We start from the raw sequence: 14,107 nt of genomic DNA, 5'->3' as shown, positions 1-14,107 counted from the left end.
CCAGCATATATTCCAGATGATCGGCCGGCCAATCGACCGGGTTCGAGCGGCTCGGCTCAGTCGACGCCCACGGTGATGGTGTGCCAGCCCTCGGCGCCGTTCGGGACCACGTCGACCGGGGTCTCGCTCTGCGTCTTCCCGCTCGCGTCGGTGGCTCGGACGGCGATGGTGTGATCGCCGGCCGGGGCGTCCCACTCGAGCACCCACTGCACCCAGGTGTCGTCGGAGATGGCCGTCGCGAGCGTCGTGTCGACCCAGTCGCCGTCGTCGATCCGCACCTGGACGCGTTCGACGCCGGTGTGCTGGGCCCACGCGACACCGGCGACCGCGACGGTGCCGGCCGCGACCCGTCCGCCGTTGCGGGGGACGTCGATGCGCGACTCCGTCTTGATCGGTCCGCGCTCGGACCAGCCGCGGTCGGTCCAGTAGGCGCGGGCGTCGGCGTAGCGGGTGACCTCGAGCTCGACGACCCACTTCGTGGCGGAGACGTAGCCGTAGAGGCCGGGGACCACCATGCGCACGGGGAAGCCGTGCTGCAGCGGCAGCGGTTCGCCGTTCATCCCGACGGCGAGGAGGCTGTCACGGTTCTCGTCCTGCAGCACCTCGAGCGGAGTCCCGGCGGTGAAGCCGTCGATGCTTCGCGACAGGACCATGTCGGCGCCGGCCAGCGGCTTGGCGCGGGCGAGCAGCTCGCGGATGGGGTGGCCGAGCCACAGCGCGTTGCCGATGAGGTCGCCGCCGACGGGGTTGGAGACGCAGGTCAGCGTGATGATCGACTCCTGCAGGGGGAGGGCCAGCAACTCGGCGAAGTCGATCTCGAGTTCCTGCTCGACCATGCCGGTGATCTTGAGGCTCCACGTCGAGGGGTCGACGTTGGGCACCTGCAGGGCGGTGTCGATCCGGTAGAAGGAGTCGTTGGCGGACACGACCGGGGTGAGCCCGTCGATGCCGAGTTCGGCTCCAGCCGGGACCGGCGGTGCGGCGACGGCCGCCTTCGGGAGTTTCAGGGCCTTCCGGAGGGTCTCCACGGCGACGGCTCCGGCCGACGCCACGCGTGCACCGACTCCCACGACGAGAGCGCCCACGGCCGTGCCGCCGAGCAGGACGAGGAACGAGCGCCGGGGGAGTTCTGCGCGGGAGGCGCCCACGACCGGGCGGGCGGCGTCGGTGAGGGTCGCGTCGTCCCAGGTGCGGAGGCGGGCCACGAGGAGCCGCAGGATCAGGATGCCGACCGCCGTGCCGACGATGCTCGGGAACGCCCAGTTGAGCCCGGCGTCGGCACGGGTGACCGCCGCGACGACCGAGACGCCGCCGACCAGGGCGAGCGCGATGCAGCCGACAACCGGACGGCGCTCCTCGAGGACGCCGATGCCGACCGCGAGTGCCGCGACCAGGACGCCGAGCACGAGGAGCAGCACGAGCTTGTCGTTCGTGCCGAACAGGGCGATGACGAGGTCCTTTACCCAGCCGGGCACGAGGTCGATGACGAGGGAGCCGACCGCGAGGAGCGGCGAACTCGCCGGCGCGACGAACGCTGCGACGGCCTCGGCCGACCCGAGGGTGGCGACGGCTGCGACGATGCCGGACGCGCCGGCGAGCAGGGTACGACGGCGAGGCTCCATGCCGGTCATGCTACGCGCGCCCGCTGGACATTCCTCCCGGAACCGGCCCTAGAGGGGTGACTCGGGCGTCCATGCCCGTAGCCTGGGGGGATGACCGCAGTCGGGCTCGGAATCCCTCGTATCGGGTCGCCACTCAGGCGCATCCCGGACGCTGCCGGACGCCCTGACGTCGACGGCCTCATCGACCGCTTCGGACGCGTCGCCCGCGACCTCCGGGTGTCGATCACGGAGAAGTGCTCCCTCCGTTGCACCTACTGCATGCCGGAGCAGGGGCTCCCGGCGATCGCGCGCGAGGACCTCCTCACCCCGACGGAGATCGGTCGCCTCGTCGAGATCGCCGTCCGCGACCTCGGCGTGCACGACATCCGCTTCACCGGTGGCGAGCCGCTCATGCGCCCCGACCTCGCCGAGATCATCTCCCGCAGTTCCGCCGTCGCCGGCGACGCGTCGATCTCCATGACCACCAACGGCATCGGCCTCGACAAGCGGGTCGACGAGCTCGTCGCCGCCGGTCTCACGCGCGTCAACATCTCGCTCGACACCGTCGACCGCGACCACTTCGCCCGCCTCACGCGTCGCGACCGTCTCCCGGCGGTGCTCGCCGGGATCGAGGCCGCCAAGCGGGCCGGGTTGACGCCGCTGAAGATCAACGCGGTCCTCATGCGCGACACCCTCGACGGCGCGGTCGCCCTGCTGTCCTGGGCCATCGAGAACGGGTGCCGCCTGCGGTTCATCGAGCAGATGCCGCTCGACGCCGATGAGCAATGGGTGCGCGAGAACATGGTCGACGCGGCCGAGCTGCTCGACGTGCTCGGCTCGCGCTTCACGCTGACGGCCCCGCACCGCGAGGACCCCTCGGCTCCGGCCGAGGAGTGGCTCGTCGACGGCGGCCCGGCGACGGTGGGCATCATCGCCTCGGTCACGCGCTCGTTCTGCGACGACTGCGACCGCACGCGGCTCACCGCAGAGGGCACGATCCGGTCGTGCCTCTTCGGCGACGACGAGACGGACCTCCGCGGCATGCTGCGCTCGGGCGTCGAGGACGTCGAGATCGCCGACCGCTGGCGCGCCGCCATGTGGCACAAGCAGGCCGGGCACCGCATCGCGTCGGCCGACTTCGTCCGCCCGGAGCGGAGCATGGGGGCGATCGGTGGCTGAGACCACGACCCAGCAGGTGCTCGTCCGCTACTTCGCCGCGGCCGAGGAGGCCGCCGGTGTGCCGGAGGAGTCCCTCCCCGCGGTGGCGACGGTGGGCCAGCTGAAGTCGGTGCTGTCGGAGCGCTACGGCGACGCGATGGTGCGGGTGCTCGCCTCAGGGTCGTTCCTCGTGGACGGGGTCGTCAGCCGTGACGACGAGCGTCCGCTCGGTGCACGCGTGGACGTCCTGCCGCCGTTCGCCGGCGGCTAAGAGGGCGACGCCGCTAGGAGAACGACGCCGCTAGGACGACGCCGACGAGGTGTCGCGTTCGGAGCCCGCACGGGCGGCCCGCTGTTGGAACCATCGGACGACGCTCCGGATGCGGTGGTGTTTCGCCGTCGCGTCCTCGCGGTCGTCACCGGGCTCGTCGTATCCCGGGATCGGTCCGTCCGGGTAGTCGGCGAGCCGTTCGGAGCGCATCGTCCAGTCGGGGAAGCGACGGTAGGGGATCTCCTCCTCGAGCAGGATCCGCATGTCGCGGTGCCTCCGGTCCCTCAGCAGCTTCGCCAGCACGTCCTGGACGACCACCGGAGGGCCCTCGATCACCTGGAAGAAGTCGTCGGCCTTCACGGCGAGCATCCCGGTCAGGCCGGAGCGCTCGTTGTTCTCCCGCGATTGTCGAAGCAGCGCGTCCAGGGTCGCCCGGGTGAGCGGGGTGGACGAGGTGCTCACGTACGTCACGGAGAGCAACGCGGTTTCGGGCTGCGTCATACTCCGTGACCTTACACGCCAGGTGTCGGATAAGTCACCGGGATGCTTGCCATGCGCGGCGCGCGACCCCCGCTGATCGGAACGCGAGGACGAGCGAGGCGATCGCGCCGACGACGGTCGTCAGGAAGGCTGCGAAGGCGAGGATCTGGAGGAGTTCGCCCACCGACGACGATCGGCCGATGTACGGCGGGATCTCGTCCGACACGGTGTTCCCGACCCCGAAACCGGCGAAGAACATGGCCAGGAGCCCCAGCCAGACGAGCATCGATCCGAGGGTAGCGACGTGGACCCAGTGGGTGCCGAGGCGCCCGCGCCATCCGAAGGACGTGAACACCAGGATGGCGGTGAGGCCGAGGAGGAACGCGATCGCGACGCCGACGAGACCGACGGCCAAGGCGGTCGGCGTGAAGACGCCGTAGATCGCCTCGAGGCCGTACGAGTCGTCCGTCATCGCGAGCGGCGCCCAGATGAGTTCCTCGATGGGGGCGAGCACCAGCATCACCGTCGCGGCGACCGCCCACACGATCACGGCGATGCGCTGCGGGCGGAGGTCGCGGCGTGCGTCGGGCGTCTGCATGGACTCCACGCTAGGCGCTCGACGACGCCGGGGCGTCATCCTGCCGAGGTGTCCTCAGGCGACGGTGTATCGCCGAGGAGGGCCAAGCGCTTCGCGAGGTAGGGCGCCGTGCGGCTGGCCGGGTCCGCGGCGACAGCATCCGGGGTGCCGGCGGAGACGATCCGTCCGCCCGCGTCGCCCCCGGACGGCCCGAGGTCGATCACCCAGTCCGCCGCGGCGACGACGTCCATCTCGTGCTCGACCACGACGACGGTGTCACCGGAGTCGACGAGCGCGTTCAGCTGCGCGAGCAGCCGACGGACGTCTGACGGGTGCAGACCGGTCGTCGGCTCGTCCAGGAGGTAGAGGGTGTGTCCGCGGCGCACCCGCTGCAGTTCCGTTGCGAGCTTGATGCGCTGCGCCTCGCCGCCCGACAGCTCGGTGGCCGGCTGGCCGAGGCGCAGATACCCGAGCCCGACCTCAAGCAGGGTACGGAGGCTGCGTGCCGCCGCCGGGACGGACGCGAGGAAGTCCGCCGCCTGCTCCACCGTCAGCGCGAGCACGTCGGCGATCGACTTCCCGTCGTAGGTGACCTCGAGCGTCTCCGCGTTGTAGCGCGCGCCACCGCACGTCGGGCACTTCCCGTAGCTACCGGGGAGGAACAGGAGCTCGACGGAGACGAACCCTTCGCCGAGGCAGGTCTCGCAGCGCCCGCCCGCGACGTTGAACGAGAACCGGCCGGCCGTGTAGCCGCGCTCGCGCGCCAGGTCCGTGGCGGCGAAGGCCGCGCGGACGGCGTCGAAGAGCCCGGTGTAGGTCGCGAGGTTCGAGCGCGGCGTGCGTCCGATCGGCTTCTGGTCCACTCGCACGAGGCGGTCGATGTGCTCGAGGCCCGTCGTGCGGCGGACGGACAGGGTGTCAGCGTGCCCGTCGGGGACGGTCGCCTCGGCCAGGCCGGCGCCGGTCGCATCCGGCTCGTCCGTGGCGTCGTCCTCGTCGAGCACGTCGTCACGGTCGCCGCCGGCCCGGAGGTGGTCCCGGACGACGTCGCGGAGCACCCGGCTCACGAGCGTCGACTTGCCGGACCCGGAGACGCCCGTGACCGCAACGAAGGTGCCCAGCGGGATCTCCGCGTCGACACCGGCGAGGTTGTGCAGCGTGATGCCCTCGACGCCCAACCATCCGCGCGGTTCCCGCAGCGCACGACGAGCATCGGCCGACCCGTCCGCTTCGGGGAAGAGGAAGGGCCGCGTCGCCGAGGCCTCGACGTCGGCGAGCCCTGAGACCGCACCGCTGTAGAGCACCTCGCCGCCGCCCTCGCCCGCGCCCGGTCCGACGTCGACGATCCAGTCCGCGTTCCGGACGACGTCCATGTTGTGTTCGACGACGTACACCGAGTTACCCGAGCGCTTGAGCTGCTCCAACACGTCGAGCAGGGGTTCCGCGTCGGCCGGGTGGAGGCCCGCCGACGGCTCGTCGAGCACGTAGACGACCCCGAAGAGCCCGGACCGCAGCTGGGTCGCCAGGCGGAGCCGCTGCATCTCGCCCGGGGACAGCGTCGTCGTCACGCGGCCGAGCCCCAGATAGCCGAGGCCGAGGTCGGTGAGGACCCCGATGCGCGCGAGAAGGTCGGTCGTGATGGCGACGGCCACGTCGGTGCGCTCGCCGGAGAGCGTCGTCGGGAGCGCCGGTGCGGCGTCGGTGAGCTCGGTCGTCGGCCGGATGACTTCGGCGAGTTCCGTCATCGGGAGGGCGTTGAGCTCGGCGATGGTCCGGCCGGCGAAGGTGACGGCCAAGGCCTCACGGCGGAGCCCGGTGCCGTGGCACAGCGGGCATGGGCCGGAGCGGACGAACTGGAGGACCTTGTTCCGCATCATCTGGCTCTTCGAGTCGGAGAGGGTGTGGAAGACGTACTGCTTCGCGCTCCAGAACATGCCGTTGTACGGCTTCGCGACCCGATCGCGTTGGGGCGTGATCTGCACCACCGGCTGCTCCTCGGTGAAGAGGATCCAGTCGCGATCCTCCTGATCGAGCTCGCGCCACGGCCGGTCGACGTCGTAGCCGAGCGCGATGGTGATGTCGCGGAGGTTCTTCGCCTGCCAGGCGCCCGGCCAGGCGGCGATCGCGCCCTCGCGGATGCTGAGCGACGGGTCGGGCACGAGGGAGTCCTCGGTGACCGTGTGCGCGACGCCGATCCCGTGGCATTCGGGGCAGGCACCGACGGCGGTGTTCGGCGAGAAGGCGTCGGAGTCGAGCCGGGTCGTGAAGCCCTCGGGGAACGTACCGGCACGCGAGAAGAGCATGCGGAGGGAGTTCGAGAGCGTGGTGACGGTGCCGACGCTGGAGCGCGAGCTGGGGGCACCGCGGCGCTGCTGCAGGGCGACCGCGGGCGGGAGGCCGGAGATGGAGTCGACGTGCGGGTCGTGGCCCTGCTGGATCAGTCGCCGGGCATAGGGAGCGACGGACTCCAGGTACCGGCGCTGCGCCTCGGTGAAGATGGTGCCGAACGCGAGGGACGACTTCCCGGAACCGGAGACGCCCGTGAAGGCCACGATCGCGTCGCGGGGGACGTCGACGTCCACGTTGCGGAGGTTGTTCTCATTGGCTCCCCGGACGCGGACGAACGGGTCGGATGCTTCGGGGGCGTGTTCGGGCATCAGATCACCCTACGTCGCCCGCCGCTCAGGCGAGGGGTGGTTGACGCGTCTGGGCAGGTGTGCGGGCACGCTTCGTCAGACGCGCCGCGGGCCGTGGACGCGCTTCGAGCCGTGCGCCGTCGGGCGGGGATCAGCTGTCGAGGGTCGCGCGCGCATCGGAAGCCAACAGGTACAGGGCACGACTCGAGCCGGGGAACCGTTCGAAACCGAATCGTTCGTAGAACGGGATGACCTCGTCGGTGAGGGCGTGGACCAGGATCGCTCGCATTCCGATGATCTCCGCCGCGCTGATCGCCTGGAGGACGGCATGCTGCAGGAGGGCGGTTCCGAGGCCGTGGCCGGCGAAGTCCTGATCGATGGCGAGCCGCCCGATCAGCACGACGGGGATCGGGTCGGGCGCTCGTCGCGCGAGCGGCTGTGGCGCCTCCTCCCGGACGAGCGAACTCGCGGAGAGGCAGTAGTAGCCCGCGACTCGACCCTCGGTCGTCACTGAGACCATCGTCCTCGACCCGCCACTGCGGTCGTTGTTCCGCGCGTATCCGCGAAGCCAGCTGTCGAGGGCTTCCACGCCGCACCGGAACTCCGAGAGGACGTCTCCGGTGGCGAGAGGCCGTGGCGTCCGGAACTCAGTCAACGAAGATCGAGGGTCGGTTCAGGAGGTCGCGGAGCCCGTCGATCGAACGCGCTGGGCGTTCCAGGATCGCTTCGAACTGCTCGAGGGCAGCCGCGTCGACGCGGATGTCGCGCTCACGCCTGATGACGTCCGCCGCCCGTTCGGTCGCTGCAGACGTGGTGAAGTCGGTGATGGAGCGCCCTTCGATCGCGGCAGCCGCAGCGATCGCGTCCTTCTGCGCGCTGGTCACGCGGACCTCGATGCGCTTGTCTTTGAGTGGGCCAGGCATATCCCCAGTGTACGGCAAATATCCGTACGGGAGCACTGTCGGTGGCCGACGGCAGAATCGACGCATGACTCGTGAACATTCCTGGCGCGGCTGCGTCTTCATCGGCGTGAGCCTCGACGGATTCATCGCCAAGCCCGACGGCGACCTCGACTGGCTCACCGGACTCGCGCCGCGGGGGCACGCCGCGGATGCGCCGGGGGAGCACCCGGCACTCGTCTGGGAGACGTTCTTCCCGGACGTCGACACACTGGTCATGGGCCGGACCACCTACGAGACCGTCCGCGGCTTCGACGACTGGCCCTTCGAGGGCAAGCGGGTCATCGTGCTGAGCACCACGCTCGAGGCCGGGGATGACCGCGTCACGATCGCCGGGTCACTCGACGATGCCGTGGCCTTGCTCGACGAGGCCGGTGCCGGGCGTGTCTACATCGACGGTGGCAGGACGATCCAGGCGTTCCTGGGCGCCGGCCTCGTCGACGAGCTGACGGTGTCGGTCGCCCCGGTGCTCATCGGTTCAGGCGCACGCCTCTTCGGCGACCTCGACGCCGACGTCCTCCTGCGGCTTCGCGGCACCCACGCGACGCCCGAGGACGGCCTCGTGCGCATCACCTACGACGTGCTGGCGAAGGACGCCTAGGCGCCGTCACGATTATTGCGTTTTTTCAATACAGCCCAATACAGCCCAATACAGCCCGATACAGCCCGATACGACGCGATTCGCGGGCGGGCCCTCTACAGACCGACCCACTCCGTCTCGCCGTCGGCGAGGTGCTGACGCTTCCAGATGGGGACGGTGCGCTTGATCTCCTCGACGAGGCGCTCACACGCGGCGAAGGCTTCGGCACGGTGGGCGGCGGCGACGGCGGCGACGAGCGCCAGGTCACCCACGACGAGGGAACCGACCCGGTGGGCGGCGGCCACCCGCAGGCCGGTCTCCGCGGCGACGGTGCGGCAGCAGTCCTCCAGGAACCGCTGGGCGTCCGGGTGCGCCCGGTAGTCGAGCGCATCGACCGCCTCACCGTGGTCGTGGTCGCGGACGATGCCACGGAACGCCACCAGCGCACCGTTCGCCGGGGCGGCGACGAAGTCCTCGATCGCATGCGCGTCGAGAGGTGACTCCGAGATGAGGGCGAGGACCTCGGGAACCGTCGACTCACTCATGAGCGCCACCTCCGGCGATCTGGGCGACCAGATGATCGAGCAGGCCGTCGAGGACGCTGAGTCCGTCCTTCACGCCACCGGTCGACCCGGGCAGATTCACCACGACGGTTCCGCCGGACACCCCGGCGAGCCCGCGGCTGAGCGCCGCGGTCGGGGTCTTGGTCGAACCGAGCGTACGGATCGCCTCCGCGATGCCGGGCAACTCACGATCGAGATGCGGTCGGGTCGCCTCCGGGGTCCGGTCACTCGGCGAGAGGCCGGTTCCGCCAGTCGTGATGAGCACGGCGGGCGCGGCGTCCAGTGCCGCTGCGATCGCGACGTGCACGTCGGCGTCCGACACGACCGTCACCGCGTCGACCGCGTATCCGTGATCGGCGAGCCAAGCCGAGATGCGCGGACCGGTGAGGTCCTCACGCGCGCCCGCCGCACCAGCGGTTGAGGCGACGATGACGGCTGCAGTCCCCGGACGGACCACGCGCTCCGTCGGCGCTGCGACCGTTGCCGAGTCCTGCGCGTCGGGCGTCCAGTTCCCGCGTTTGCCGCCGGATTTCTCCACCAGGCGGATGTCTCCGAGGACCGATGCGGGATCGACGGCCTTCGTCATGTCATGGAGGGTCAGGCCGGCGATCGAGGCGGCGGTGAGCGCCTCCATCTCGACGCCCGTCTGCCCGGTCGTCTTCGCGGTCGCGGTGATGACGATCGAGTCCTCAGTGAAGGCGAAGTCGAGGCTCACGGAGGAGAGCGCAAGCTGGTGGCAGAGCGGGATGAGTTCGCTCGTCCGCTTCGCGCCGGCGATCCCGGCGATGCGCGCGGTCGCGATGACGTCGGCCTTCGGTAGACCGTCGGCCCGGACGAGCGCGATGACGTCCGGCCTGGTCGTGAAGGTCGCCGTCGCCGTCGCGACCCGCTTCGTCGTGGCCTTGTCGCCCACGTCGACCATCCGTGCGCGGCCGTCGTCGTCGAGATGCGTGAGCCCGGTCATAGCGTCCATGCTTCCACAGCGTCCCCGGCCTCGAGCGCGAGGACGTCCTCGGGGATCACGAGGAGGACGTCGGAGGCGGCGAGCCCGGCGACGAGATGCGAGCCGGGACCGGCGACGGGTTCGACACGACCGTCGTCGAGCCGGCGCCCACGGAGGAACTGTCGCTTGCCCGGCACCGACTGCACCGCGACGGCGAGCTCCGCCGGCCCGCGAGCCGCCTGGAGTAGTCCGGCCGCCCGACGCAGGACCGGGGCGACGAAGACCTCGAACGAGAGCTGGGTGCTGACCGGGTTGCCGGGGAACGCGATGATCGGGACGCCACGGTACGCGCCGAGCGCCTGTGGCCCGCCCGGCTGCATCGCGACCGATCCGATCCAACCGTCCAGCGGTCCGAGCACGTCGCGGACGACCTCGTGGTCGCCCATCGAGATGCCGCCGGAGGTGAGGATGAGGTCGGCGTCGCCGTGCAGCTCGTCGAGGAGCGCGAGCAGGGCGTCGCGGTCGTCGACCACCCGAGCCCGCCGGACGACCTCGGCCCCGGCCGCGACGACGGCGGCCGCCAACGCGGTCCCGTTCGAGTCGAAAGTCTGGCCGAGCGTGGGCGTCTCACCGGGTTCGACGAGTTCCGCACCGGTGGTGACGATCGCGATGCGCGCCCGCCGCCGTACCTCGACCGTCGTGATCCCGGCCGCGGCCAGGACGGCCAGGTGCCGCGAGGCGAGACGGATCCCGGCGGGGAGCAGTTCGTCACCTGCGTGGACGTCACTGCCGCGTTCGCGGACGAAGAGCCCTGGTCGGCGCTCGCCGCCGGAGCGCGGGGCCCCGAGGACGACGGTCTCGGTCCCGTCCGGCGAGGTCTCGACGGTCGACTCCTCGACGGGCACCACGATGTCCGCGCCGGGCGGCACCACCGCCCCCGTCATGATCCGCACCGAGGTGCCAGCCTGAAGCTCGGCCGGTTCGATCGGCCGCGCGGCGATCTCCCCGACCACCCGGAGTCGCGTCTCTCCATCCTCGAGATCCGCGGATCGCACCGCGAAGCCGTCCATCTGCGAGTTGCGGAACAGCGGCAGCTCGACGGGGGAGGTCACGGCGACCGCCGTCACCCGACCAGCGGCGTCGTCGATCGGCACGGATTCGGTGCCGGTGCTCGTCACGGGTCCGAGGATGGCTGCGACGTCGGAGGCATGCTCCTCGACCCGCTTCCGGCTCGGGGGCGGTGGCGTCGTCATGGTGGATCCCGTCGTCGAGGTCGGTCGGTGGGGCTGCACGGGGTGTTCGGAGCGGTGGTCAGTACCGGGGGACGGTCGGGTCCACGAGCCGCGACCAGGCGTCGATGCCGCCCTCGAGGTGGACGGCGGAGTAGCCGCGCTCGAGCAGCAGCCGGAGCGCGGACTCGGAACGGATGCCGTGGTGGCAGTAGACGACCACCGGTGTCTGCGGGTCCAGGCCGTGGAGTGTCTCGGGCAGGGAGCCGAGCGGCATGAGCGTCGAACCGGGCAGGCGCGCGATCTCCGCCTCCCACGGCTCCCGGACGTCGAGGAGGACGGCTTCGTCGTCGCTCGCGGCCAGCTGCTCGGCGGTGATCGTGCGGCCGGCGTGCCGGGGAGTGTGTGGCGCTGCCGACGTCGTGCTCGCCGCATCCTCCCCTGGCGTTCGATGCAGATGTTCGTCGAGCGACACCTGTCGTGCACCGGCGGGGTCGCGCTCGTAGCGGAGTTCGCGGAAGCCGCCGCTCAGGCCGTCGAACATCGTCACGCGCCCGAGCGACGGCGTCCCGACGCCCGTGAGGACCTTGATCGCCTCGGTCGCCATGATCGAACCGATGATGCCGACCGTGGTTGGCAGGACGCCGCCCGCTTCACAGGAGAGGATCGAACCGTCGGTGGGCGGGTGGGGGAAGAGGTCGCGGTAGCGGGGGCCGCGGCTCGCCCAGCTGAGCCCAGCCTGCCCGCCGTACTGCGACACAGCGCCCCAGACGAGCGGGACGTCCGCGAGGGTGGCGGCGTCGTCGACGAGGTACCTGGTCTCGAAGTTGTCACTGCCGTCGATGACGAGGTCGATCCGCGCGTCGGCCAGGAGCCCCATGATCTCGCCCGGCCCGAGTCGGAGCCGATGGCGGACGATCGTCGCGTCGGTGTTGATCGCCAGCGCGCGGTCGGCGGCGGAGTCGACCTTGGGGCGGCCGATGTCGCCGGTGCTGTGGACCGTCTGCCGGTGCAGGTTGCTGAGCTCGACCTCGTCGTCGTCCACGAGGTGGATCGCGCCGTCGCCGGCGCCGACGCCGGCTGCGGCGAGGGCGGGGATCACGATGCTGCCGAGGCCACCCGCGCCGACGATCAGGACGCGGGCGTCGGCCAGGCGTCGTTGCGCCGCAAGCCCGAAGCCGGGGAGGGCGAGCTGCCTGGCGTACCGCGCGGTCGAGGACATGCGCCGATTATCCCACCGGCTCCGTGACCGCCGCCCCTCAGACCGGGTTCACGCGCGTGCGCAGGAGGCAGAAGGCGTTGCCCTCGGGATCGGCGAGCACGTGCCAGGACTCGTCGCCGGTCTGCCCGATGTCGGCCGGGCGTGCCCCGAGGGCGAGCAGTCGGGTGAGTTCCGCGTCCTGGTCGCCGTCGGTGGGGCTGACGTCGATGTGGAGGCGCGACTTCTGCTGCGGTGGGTCGTCGCTGCGGCTCAGGATGATCGTCGGCTGCGATCCACCGAAGCCGTCGCGCGCTCCGATCTCCACGCCGTCCTCATCGCGGTCGAGCACGACGAAGTCCAGCACCTCGCACCAGAAGCGGGCGAGCGCCTCCGGGTCGCGGCAGTCCAGGACGAGTTCACTGATTCGACATGACATGGCGGCACTGTACCGAGCCGCCTGGATCCAGTGGAACCCGTTGCGCATCCGGCCGTCACTCCTCGACGACGGTCTCCGCCCAGCGTTCGAGCGTCATCGTGAAGCCGCGGACGAGTCGGTCGAAGCTGCGATCGAGGTCGCGGTCGAGCCCGAACGAGCCGGCGGCCTCGAGGGAGACGAAGCCGTGCAGGGTGGAGCGGAACGCGCGGATCGCGTCGATGGCGTCGTCTCCGCCCAGTTCGTAGGCGGTGAGGACGTCGGAGATCACCTGGATGGCGTCGAGCGATGCGGCGGCGTCCTCCTCGTCGTCCGGCCCCGCGATCCACTGCGCCGCGGTGTAGCGGGCCGGGTGGTCGAGCGCCCACCGTCGGTACTCGAGGGCCATGCCGTGGATCGCGTCCGCGCCCGAGCGGCCGACCGCAGCACGGCGGAGGACGTCGCCCAGCTCGGCCTTGGCCTGCAGCGAGATGCTGCGACGCAGGCCGGCCAGGGAGTCCAGGTGCTTGTACAGCGACGGTTGCCGGACGCCGAGGCGCTCGGCGAGTGCCGCGAGCGTCAGGGACTGCAGGCCGACCTCGTCGGCGAGCACCGCCGCCTCGTCGACGACCCGCTCCCGGCTGAGCCCCGCCCTAGGCACGGTGCAGCGCCGACTGGAGGAAGCCGAGGACGGCGCGCGAGGTGACCTCGGGCTGCTGCGCCTGCGGGTAGTGTCCGGCGTCCTCGACCAGGACGACCTCGGCGTTCAGGGTGTCGCCGATCCACTCGGCCTCGCCCGTCGGGTCGGAGAAGTCGGGGTCCTTGACGCCCATGATGACGAGGGTGGGTGCGCTCACGCGGCCGAGGACCGCCTCGGCCGGGGCGTGGTCGGTCTGCCGCGTGGTCAGCGAGAACGCCTTCCCGTAGGCGGGTCGGCGCAGGCTCGTGTAGACGGCGTCGCGGTAGTCGTCGAAGTCGACCGGCTTGCGACCGGCGTTGAGCGTGGGGAGGTAGGCCTTCCAGACCCGCGCCACCCAGAGTGGTGCGGTCATGGCGCGGAAGAGCGCCTGCAGGACGGCGCCCGCCTTCGGGTTGCGGACGAACGGCCCGACGAGGACGAGGGCGCTGACGTCTTCGGGGTGCTCGGCGGCGACGATCACGCCGGCGCCGGCCGCGAGGGAGTTGCCGACGATGACCGCCGGTGCGCCGAGCTCGCGGATGAGGGCGTGGATGTCCGAGGCGGTCGCGACGTCGCCGTAGCTGGAGAACGTGGTGTCGCTGTCGCCGTGACCGCGGAGGTCGGTGGAGGCGACCCGGTAGCCGGCGGCGACGAGCTCGGGTGCGAGGAAGCGGTAGGAGGAGCGGAGCTCGCCCATACCGGGGACGAGGATGACGAGGGGGCCTTCGCCCTGCAGCTCGTAGGCGATCTTGCCCTCCGGACGGTGGAGGTGGCGGGTGGCGGATCCTGCGGACGCCGGGTTCGTGTTCATGTAGCTA

The 14,107-nt window shown here is 71.1% G+C and carries 16 protein-coding genes; 3 read left to right on the top strand and 13 right to left on the bottom strand.

Features of this window, described 5'->3' with window-relative positions; translation table 11 throughout:
• Window positions 1-56: 56 nt before the first annotated feature.
• Window positions 57-1,622, bottom strand: coding sequence for a molybdopterin-dependent oxidoreductase (locus tag QRN27_RS10975; protein ID WP_285042272.1), 1,566 nt, complete (start codon window positions 1,620-1,622; stop codon window positions 57-59).
• 90 nt (window positions 1,623-1,712) lie between these two features.
• Here QRN27_RS10975 and moaA point away from each other — a divergent pair, with 90 nt between their 5' ends.
• Both moaA and QRN27_RS10965 read left to right on the top strand, forming a co-directional pair.
• Window positions 1,713-2,780 (top strand): GTP 3',8-cyclase MoaA, encoded by a 1,068-nt coding sequence (gene moaA, locus QRN27_RS10970; RefSeq protein WP_056009996.1) that lies wholly within the window; start codon window positions 1,713-1,715, stop codon window positions 2,778-2,780.
• A complete protein-coding gene (locus tag QRN27_RS10965; RefSeq protein ID WP_056780293.1) occupies window positions 2,773-3,030 on the top strand; it encodes a MoaD/ThiS family protein in 258 nt (85 codons plus the stop codon). Before moaA ends, QRN27_RS10965 begins: the two co-directional genes overlap by 8 nt.
• Before the next feature lie 30 nt (window positions 3,031-3,060).
• Here QRN27_RS10965 and QRN27_RS10960 read toward each other — a convergent pair whose 3' ends face one another.
• The 5 genes from QRN27_RS10960 to QRN27_RS10940 all read right to left on the bottom strand — a co-directional run bounded on the left by QRN27_RS10960 (window position 3,061) and on the right by QRN27_RS10940 (window position 7,646).
• Window positions 3,061-3,531 (bottom strand): BLUF domain-containing protein, encoded by a 471-nt coding sequence (locus QRN27_RS10960; RefSeq protein ID WP_285042271.1) that lies wholly within the window; start codon window positions 3,529-3,531, stop codon window positions 3,061-3,063.
• Window positions 3,532-3,565: 34 nt separating this feature from the next.
• Window positions 3,566-4,108 carry a hypothetical protein gene (locus tag QRN27_RS10955; RefSeq protein ID WP_285042270.1) on the bottom strand — a complete coding sequence of 181 codons (543 nt, stop codon included), beginning with the start codon at window positions 4,106-4,108 and terminating at the stop codon, window positions 3,566-3,568.
• Window positions 4,109-4,143: 35 nt separating this feature from the next.
• Complete coding sequence (locus QRN27_RS10950) at window positions 4,144-6,744, bottom strand: excinuclease ABC subunit UvrA (protein ID WP_285042269.1); 2,601 nt, start codon at window positions 6,742-6,744, stop codon at window positions 4,144-4,146.
• Window positions 6,745-6,874: 130 nt separating this feature from the next.
• Window positions 6,875-7,312, bottom strand: coding sequence for a GNAT family N-acetyltransferase (locus QRN27_RS10945; RefSeq protein WP_350224099.1), 438 nt, complete (start codon window positions 7,310-7,312; stop codon window positions 6,875-6,877).
• 58 nt (window positions 7,313-7,370) lie between these two features.
• A complete protein-coding gene (locus QRN27_RS10940; protein WP_285042267.1) occupies window positions 7,371-7,646 on the bottom strand; it encodes a type II toxin-antitoxin system TacA family antitoxin in 276 nt (91 codons plus the stop codon).
• A 64-nt stretch (window positions 7,647-7,710) separates the two neighbouring features.
• Between QRN27_RS10940 and QRN27_RS10935 the strand changes: the two genes are divergently transcribed.
• Window positions 7,711-8,283, top strand: a complete 573-nt coding sequence (locus tag QRN27_RS10935; RefSeq protein WP_285042266.1) for a dihydrofolate reductase family protein — start codon at window positions 7,711-7,713, stop codon at window positions 8,281-8,283.
• Window positions 8,284-8,378: 95 nt separating this feature from the next.
• On the opposite strand, the gene QRN27_RS10930 is transcribed toward QRN27_RS10935, so the two are convergent.
• Genes QRN27_RS10930 through QRN27_RS10900 form a run of 7 tightly spaced genes read right to left on the bottom strand, consistent with a single transcriptional unit; the run spans window position 8,379 to window position 14,100 of the window.
• Window positions 8,379-8,807, bottom strand: a complete 429-nt coding sequence (locus tag QRN27_RS10930) for a molybdenum cofactor biosynthesis protein MoaE (protein ID WP_056011786.1) — start codon at window positions 8,805-8,807, stop codon at window positions 8,379-8,381.
• Complete coding sequence (moaCB, locus tag QRN27_RS10925; protein WP_285042265.1) at window positions 8,800-9,789, bottom strand: bifunctional molybdenum cofactor biosynthesis protein MoaC/MoaB; 990 nt, start codon at window positions 9,787-9,789, stop codon at window positions 8,800-8,802. Before moaCB ends, QRN27_RS10930 begins: the two co-directional genes overlap by 8 nt.
• Entirely contained in the window at window positions 9,786-11,021 is a 1,236-nt protein-coding gene (locus tag QRN27_RS10920) for a molybdopterin molybdotransferase MoeA (protein ID WP_285042264.1), read from the bottom strand. Before QRN27_RS10920 ends, moaCB begins: the two co-directional genes overlap by 4 nt.
• Before the next feature lie 58 nt (window positions 11,022-11,079).
• Window positions 11,080-12,219 (bottom strand): ThiF family adenylyltransferase, encoded by a 1,140-nt coding sequence (locus QRN27_RS10915; protein ID WP_285042263.1) that lies wholly within the window; start codon window positions 12,217-12,219, stop codon window positions 11,080-11,082.
• A 37-nt stretch (window positions 12,220-12,256) separates the two neighbouring features.
• Window positions 12,257-12,634 carry a VOC family protein gene (locus QRN27_RS10910; RefSeq protein WP_056011783.1) on the bottom strand — a complete coding sequence of 126 codons (378 nt, stop codon included), beginning with the start codon at window positions 12,632-12,634 and terminating at the stop codon, window positions 12,257-12,259.
• Window positions 12,635-12,689: 55 nt separating this feature from the next.
• Window positions 12,690-13,271 carry a TetR/AcrR family transcriptional regulator gene (locus QRN27_RS10905; RefSeq protein WP_285042262.1) on the bottom strand — a complete coding sequence of 194 codons (582 nt, stop codon included), beginning with the start codon at window positions 13,269-13,271 and terminating at the stop codon, window positions 12,690-12,692.
• Window positions 13,264-14,100, bottom strand: coding sequence for an alpha/beta fold hydrolase (locus QRN27_RS10900; RefSeq protein WP_285042261.1), 837 nt, complete (start codon window positions 14,098-14,100; stop codon window positions 13,264-13,266). The genes QRN27_RS10905 and QRN27_RS10900 overlap by 8 nt, the downstream gene beginning before the upstream one ends.
• Window positions 14,101-14,107: the final 7 nt, after the last annotated feature.

The organism is Plantibacter sp. LMC-P-059a, from assembly GCF_030209505.1.
Taxonomy (GTDB): Bacteria; Actinomycetota; Actinomycetes; order Actinomycetales; family Microbacteriaceae; genus Plantibacter.
The sequence above is the reverse complement of the archived record's forward strand: the minus strand, read 5'-3'. Positions and strand labels throughout refer to the sequence as shown.

Bases quoted from the DNA above. Each gene is read 5' to 3' on its own strand.
- QRN27_RS10955 (WP_285042270.1), bottom strand. From the start codon at position 4,108: ATGCAGACGCCCGACGCACGCCGCGACCTCCGCCCGCAGCGCATCGCC.
- QRN27_RS10900 (WP_285042261.1), bottom strand. From the start codon at position 14,100: ATGAACACGAACCCGGCGTCCGCAGGATCCGCCACCCGCCACCTCCAC.
- moaCB (WP_285042265.1), bottom strand. From the start codon at position 9,789: ATGACCGGGCTCACGCATCTCGACGACGACGGCCGCGCACGGATGGTC.
- QRN27_RS10960 (WP_285042271.1), bottom strand. From the start codon at position 3,531: ATGACGCAGCCCGAAACCGCGTTGCTCTCCGTGACGTACGTGAGCACC.
- QRN27_RS10915 (WP_285042263.1), bottom strand. From the start codon at position 12,219: ATGTCCTCGACCGCGCGGTACGCCAGGCAGCTCGCCCTCCCCGGCTTC.
- moaA (WP_056009996.1), top strand. From the start codon at position 1,713: ATGACCGCAGTCGGGCTCGGAATCCCTCGTATCGGGTCGCCACTCAGG.
- QRN27_RS10950 (WP_285042269.1), bottom strand. From the start codon at position 6,744: ATGCCCGAACACGCCCCCGAAGCATCCGACCCGTTCGTCCGCGTCCGG.
- QRN27_RS10920 (WP_285042264.1), bottom strand. From the start codon at position 11,021: ATGACGACGCCACCGCCCCCGAGCCGGAAGCGGGTCGAGGAGCATGCC.
- QRN27_RS10975 (WP_285042272.1), bottom strand. From the start codon at position 1,622: ATGGAGCCTCGCCGTCGTACCCTGCTCGCCGGCGCGTCCGGCATCGTC.
- QRN27_RS10935 (WP_285042266.1), top strand. From the start codon at position 7,711: ATGACTCGTGAACATTCCTGGCGCGGCTGCGTCTTCATCGGCGTGAGC.
- QRN27_RS10940 (WP_285042267.1), bottom strand. From the start codon at position 7,646: ATGCCTGGCCCACTCAAAGACAAGCGCATCGAGGTCCGCGTGACCAGC.
- QRN27_RS10910 (WP_056011783.1), bottom strand. From the start codon at position 12,634: ATGTCATGTCGAATCAGTGAACTCGTCCTGGACTGCCGCGACCCGGAG.
- QRN27_RS10930 (WP_056011786.1), bottom strand. From the start codon at position 8,807: ATGAGTGAGTCGACGGTTCCCGAGGTCCTCGCCCTCATCTCGGAGTCA.